The sequence below is a fragment of the Albidovulum sp. genome (genome assembly GCF_049646345.1).
GTDB lineage: Bacteria > Pseudomonadota > Alphaproteobacteria > Rhodobacterales > Rhodobacteraceae > Albidovulum.
Genome location: NZ_JBARVQ010000883.1, coordinates 1 through 5228, shown reverse-complemented (window position 1 = coordinate 5228; position 5228 = coordinate 1). Strand labels below are relative to the sequence as shown.

Genomic DNA, 5228 nt, shown 5'->3' with positions numbered 1-5228 from the left:
CCAACGATCAGGCCTTCGGTTCCGGCACCCACAGTGACGCTGTCTCCATCCCGGACCTCACCGGCCAGAAGCATCTCGGCCAGCGGGTCTTGCAAGTGACGCTGGATCACCCGCTTCAGAGGCCGTGCACCAAAGACCGGATCATAGCCTTCATCCGCCAGCCATTTCTTGGCCGCCTCGTCGAGTTCGAGCGCAATCTTGCGGCCCGCCAGACGCTTGATCAGGTGGCGGAGCTGGATTTCCACGATGCCGTCCATGTCGTCCCGCGTCAGCCGGTGGAAGATGATCTGATCATCCAGCCGGTTGAGGAATTCGGGCCGGAAATGAGCCCTGACCGCATCCATCACATCGCGCCGTGCCTGCACGCTGTCCGCGCCTTCCGGCAACTGGCTGAGCGCTTGAGACCCGAGGTTCGAGGTCAGCACGATCAGCGTCTGTTTGAAGTCGACATGATGGCCCTGACCATCTGTCAGACGCCCGTCATCCAAGACCTGCAAGAGGACGTTGAACACATCCGGATGCGCCTTTTCGACCTCGTCGAAAAGAACAACCTGATAGGGACGCCGCCGCACGGCTTCGGTCAGTACGCCACCTTCGTCATAGCCGACATAACCCGGAGGGGCGCCGATCAGCCTTGCGACCGAATGTTTCTCCATGAATTCCGACATGTCGATGCGGACCATCGCGTGTTCGTCGTCAAAGAGATATTCGGCAAGTGCCTTCGTGAGCTCGGTCTTGCCGACCCCGGTGGGGCCAAGGAATAGGAACGACCCGAGCGGGCGGTTTTCGTCCTGAAGGCCCGCGCGCGCACGGCGCACGGCTTTCGACACGGCCTCCACCGCCTCGCGCTGGCCGACGACGCGCTTGCCCAGCTCATCTTCCATCTTCAGCAGCTTCTCACGCTCACCCTCCAGCATCTTCGACGTGGGAATGCCGGTCCAGCGTTCGACCACCTCGGCGATCTGTTCCGGGCGCACGGCCTCTTCGACCATCAGGGCGTCGTCCTGCGCCTCGGCCTCGGCGAGCTGTTTTTCCAAACCGGGAATGACGCCATAAGATAGTTCGCCCGCGCGCGCGAGGTTGCCATCACGCTTGGCGTGGTCGAGTTCGTTCCGCGCCCGGTCGAGCTGTTCTTTCAGCCCGCGCGCCGATTCCAGTTTGTCACGCTCGGCCTGCCATTTCGCGGTCATCTCCGCCGACCGCTGCTGAAGGTTCGACAGTTCCTTCTCAAGCTTCTCCAGCCGGTCCTTCGAAGCCGCGTCGTCTTCCTTCTTCAGCGCTTCGGCCTCAATCTGTTTTTGCAGGATCTCGCGGTCGAGCGCATCGAGTTCTTCGGGCTTCGAATCCACCTCCATCCGCAGCCGCGACGCGGCCTCATCCATCAGGTCGATGGCCTTGTCGGGCAGGAAGCGGTCGGTGATGTAGCGCTGCGACAGGGTTGCCGCCGCCACAAGCGCTGCATCGGCGATCCGCACACCGTGATGGAGTTCATACTTCTCCTTGATCCCGCGCAGGATAGAGATTGTATCCTCGACCGTGGGTTCATCGATCAGCACGGGCTGGAACCGCCGGGCAAGGGCCGCGTCCTTCTCGACATATTTGCGGTATTCATCGAGCGTGGTGGCACCGATGCAGTGCAATTCCCCGCGCGCCAGGGCGGGCTTGATCAGGTTGGCCGCATCCATCGCGCCGTCGGTCTTGCCGGCACCGACCAGCGTGTGCATCTCGTCGATGAAAAGAACGACCTCACCGGCAGCGGCCTCGATTTCCTTCAGCACGGCCTTCAGCCGCTCCTCGAATTCACCGCGATATTTCGCGCCCGCGATCAGCGCGCCCATGTCGAGCGCCATGAGGCGTTTGTTCTTCAAAGACTCGGGCACGTCACCATCGACGATGCGCAGAGCGAGGCCCTCGGCTATCGCGGTCTTGCCGACGCCGGGATCACCGATCAGCACCGGGTTGTTTTTGGTCCGGCGGCTCAGCACCTGCATGGCGCGGCGAATTTCCTCATCCCGGCCGATGATCGGGTCGATCTTGCCCTCTTCGGCGGCTTCGGTCAGGTCGCGCGCGTATTTCTTGAGCGCGTCATAACCTTCCTCGGCCGACGCGCTGTCGGCCGTGCGGCCCTTGCGAATATCGTTGATCGCGGCATTGAGTGTCTGCGCCGTTACCGCTCCGGCGGAAAGCGCATCCTTGGCCTTGGTGTTGACCATCGCCAACGCCATCAGCATGCGTTCGACCGGCACGAACGTATCGCCCGCCTTCTTGGCGATCTTCTCGGCCTCGTCCAGAACCCGGACGAGCGTGGTATCGACATAGACCTGGCCGTCGCCGCCCGACACTTTCGCCATCTTGGCGATCATCTGGTCGACCGCATCGGCAACCCGCTTCGGCTCTCCGCCCGAGCGTTTGATGAGATTGGCCGACAGGCCCTGATCGTCATCCATGAGTGCCTTCAGCAGATGCTCCGGAACCACCCTCTGGTGCCCCTCGCGCATCGCGATGGTCTGTGCGGCCTGAAGGAAACCGCGCGACCGTTCCGTGAACTTTTCCATGTTCATCGGTTCTCTCCTTTTCTCAAGCCCCCGGCCGATCGGCCGCCCATTCATGGCACGGCGCTTTCCGGGTCTCGTCAGTGACTTGGCAATCGGCGATGGCAATTTCAAGCGGTTGCGTATCTCTGACGACAGAAACCATTTGGAAAGGAGTTTCAGTATTAATGGCCCTTAAGGTTAATGGAGGATCAGCATGACCCGTATTGCAAATGCCATCCGCATCGCCACCGGCCACTTCTTTGAAAACCTGTCGCCGGTGCCGCCACAGCTTGTTGCGCTGGCCGGAGAGACCCGGGAAGGCGTTCGTGGAATGCCGAACCCTTTCGCGCAACGTCGGTAGGCCAAAGCGATGCGCATTCTTTCCGCGCGGATATCACGGGCCAGACGCGATCGCATGACCAGCCGGGTTGAAGCGATCGTGGCCCTGACCGTGCTGTGGGACGGGGAGCGGGTACAGGCCTTCATCCGAACTTCCGCCCCAGCGCGCGCATCTGGTGCCGCCACGCTTCGCGCCCGGCTTCTGGGGGCCGCAAAACTCAGCTTTGCCGTCGACCCTTCGCGATGCGCCCCGCGCCGCGCGGCCTGATCCCGTCCCGCGCCGCCTGGGACAGGGCGGCTTTCTTTCGGGCCGGAATGACATTTCTGCGACGGAACCGCTCGGAGCTTGTGCCGGACTGGCGACATGTCACACGGCACAGGGCACGACTTTTGCCGGATGCCGGAACCTGACGGACGCCTGTTCCGGTCGCAGTCGCGCGGAATGCCGATTCAGTCCCGGGGGCCGTTCCACCCCATCGATGCCCGTCACCTATCAGGCAAGGGGCGGGACTTTGCTGCCGTTGCCCTAATCACACCGCGAGCCGGGCGGATACCTGCCCGTGGGGTGGCGCAGCGACCTGTATTCGGGGTGCTTTATGCCCGCAAAACCCCTCTGACCTCATGCGAAGCGCGCGATCTCAAAAGCGCCAGCCCGCCGGGACGGGGAGGCATTCGCCCGGCGCCTACGGCTTGTTCCCGGGCGAAGGAGAGTGTCCACAAAAGGCTCGGAGCGGACATCGCGGCGGCTCGGAAAACGACGCGGCCCGCGTCGCTTCCGTTGCAGCGCGAACGCACGATTGCGCGCAAAGCTTCGGCCGTTTTCGTGAGTGGACAGGAGCCCGCCCATGCACCAACCCGCCTTCGACGCGCTGCTTGAAGCTTTCGCCGTGATCTACCGGTCCGAAGGCCGCGAGGCCGCCGATCGCACAGCTCACACGCTCCTGACCACGCCCGCGCCGGAGGCATTCAAGCCGCAGGCGCCCTGTGCGCTGGATGCGATGATGCGCGATCTGCTGACGACTTCGGATCATCCGGCGGCGCAAGCCGTGCTTGCTGCGCAGCATCTGATCCCTTGGGGCACCAATCCGGTGGCCGACCGGATGAGTGGCGAGGCCGCCGCGATCTGTGCCGTCACCACGCTGGTGGGCCCCGAGGGGCCAATCCCCGCGCCCGACCTGCGCCTTGGTCTCTTCTACCAGCGGCCCGATAGCTATTACGCGCTTCACAATCACGATGCGGATGAAACCTATGTGATCCTTGCCGGTGAGGTGTTCTGGACCGCCGGAGAGGACCGCCGCATCCGCCGCCCGGGCGACTATATCCACCACCCGAGCCTGATGCCGCATGCGTTCCGCACCGGCCTTGAAGGCGTTCTGGCGCTTTGGCGCTGGTCTGGGGATGTGAACACCCATTCCTACGCGTTCCTGCCCGATCCGGACGTGCAGGTCGCCTGACCGGGGCGCATTGCCCCGGGCCCGGCCCCGCGATAGGGTCCGCCCGCATTACCCGGACGGACGAACATGAGAACCTACGCGATCGGCGACATTCACGGCCATCTCGACAAGCTGGAAGAGGCCCATCGGCGGATTGCCGATGACCGCGCGCGAACCGGCGACGCGGACGCGCCCGTGGTTCATATCGGCGATCTGGTGGATCGTGGTCCCGACAGCCGCGCGGTGATCGCCTATCTGATGCGAGGGCACGAGGTTGGGCAGCCATGGGTCACGCTCAAGGGCAATCACGACCGCATGTTCACCGGCTTCATGGCCGATGCTGACAGCCGGGACCCCGGCCTTCGGGCTGAATTGCACTGGGTCCATCCCCGTCTTGGCGGCGGTACGACGCTGGCCTCCTACGGCGTTGAAAGGGCAGAGGACCGGCTTCTGTTCGATCTGCATGCCGAGGCTGCGTCGAAGGTACCAGAGGCGCATTTGGGGTTCTTGCGGGATCTTCCGACGACCTATGTTCGGGGCGGAGTGCTGTTCGTTCATGCCGGTATCCGGCCGGGTATTCCTCTGACCGAACAAAGTGAGGATGACCTTCTGTGGATCCGGCGGGATTTCCATGATCATGAGGGCGATCACGGTTATCTGGTGGTGCACGGCCACACACCGGTCGATGCGGTGACGCATTATGGCAACCGCGTGAATATCGACAGCGGCGCGGGTTATGGCCACGCCCTGTCGACGATCGTGATCGAAGACGGCAAGGTCTGGCTGCTTGACGGGTTCGGTCGCGAAGCGATCCGCCCCGGCGGTTCGTGACCGGCTGTTTCTTAAAGGAGCGCCCGTAGCCGGGCGCAAGATATGTCTCATGCCCGCTGCAAAGCAGCGGACATTCGGATTGCCTCTGATG

The 5228-nt window shown here is 63.3% G+C and carries 5 protein-coding genes; 4 read left to right on the top strand and 1 reads right to left on the bottom strand.

The window, feature by feature from the left end; all coding sequences use genetic code 11:
- Positions 1-2561: ATP-dependent chaperone ClpB (gene clpB / locus WBB85_RS23045; protein WP_432640901.1), on the bottom strand; the 2561-nt coding region annotated here is incomplete at its 3' end.
- A 187-nt stretch (positions 2562-2748) separates the two neighbouring features.
- Here clpB and WBB85_RS23040 point away from each other — a divergent pair.
- From WBB85_RS23040 to WBB85_RS23025, 4 genes are all read left to right on the top strand, one after another.
- Positions 2749-2895, top strand: coding sequence for a hypothetical protein (locus tag WBB85_RS23040; RefSeq protein WP_432640900.1), 147 nt, complete (start codon positions 2749-2751; stop codon positions 2893-2895).
- A 9-nt stretch (positions 2896-2904) separates the two neighbouring features.
- Positions 2905-3141: a hypothetical protein gene (locus WBB85_RS23035; protein ID WP_432640899.1), complete on the top strand. Its 237-nt coding sequence runs from the start codon at positions 2905-2907 to the stop codon at positions 3139-3141.
- A 577-nt stretch (positions 3142-3718) separates the two neighbouring features.
- Entirely contained in the window at positions 3719-4327 is a 609-nt protein-coding gene (locus WBB85_RS23030; protein WP_432640898.1) for a dimethylsulfonioproprionate lyase family protein, read from the top strand.
- 66 nt (positions 4328-4393) lie between these two features.
- Positions 4394-5137 (top strand): metallophosphoesterase family protein, encoded by a 744-nt coding sequence (locus WBB85_RS23025; protein WP_432640897.1) that lies wholly within the window; start codon positions 4394-4396, stop codon positions 5135-5137.
- The last annotated feature ends 91 nt before the right edge of the window (positions 5138-5228 follow it).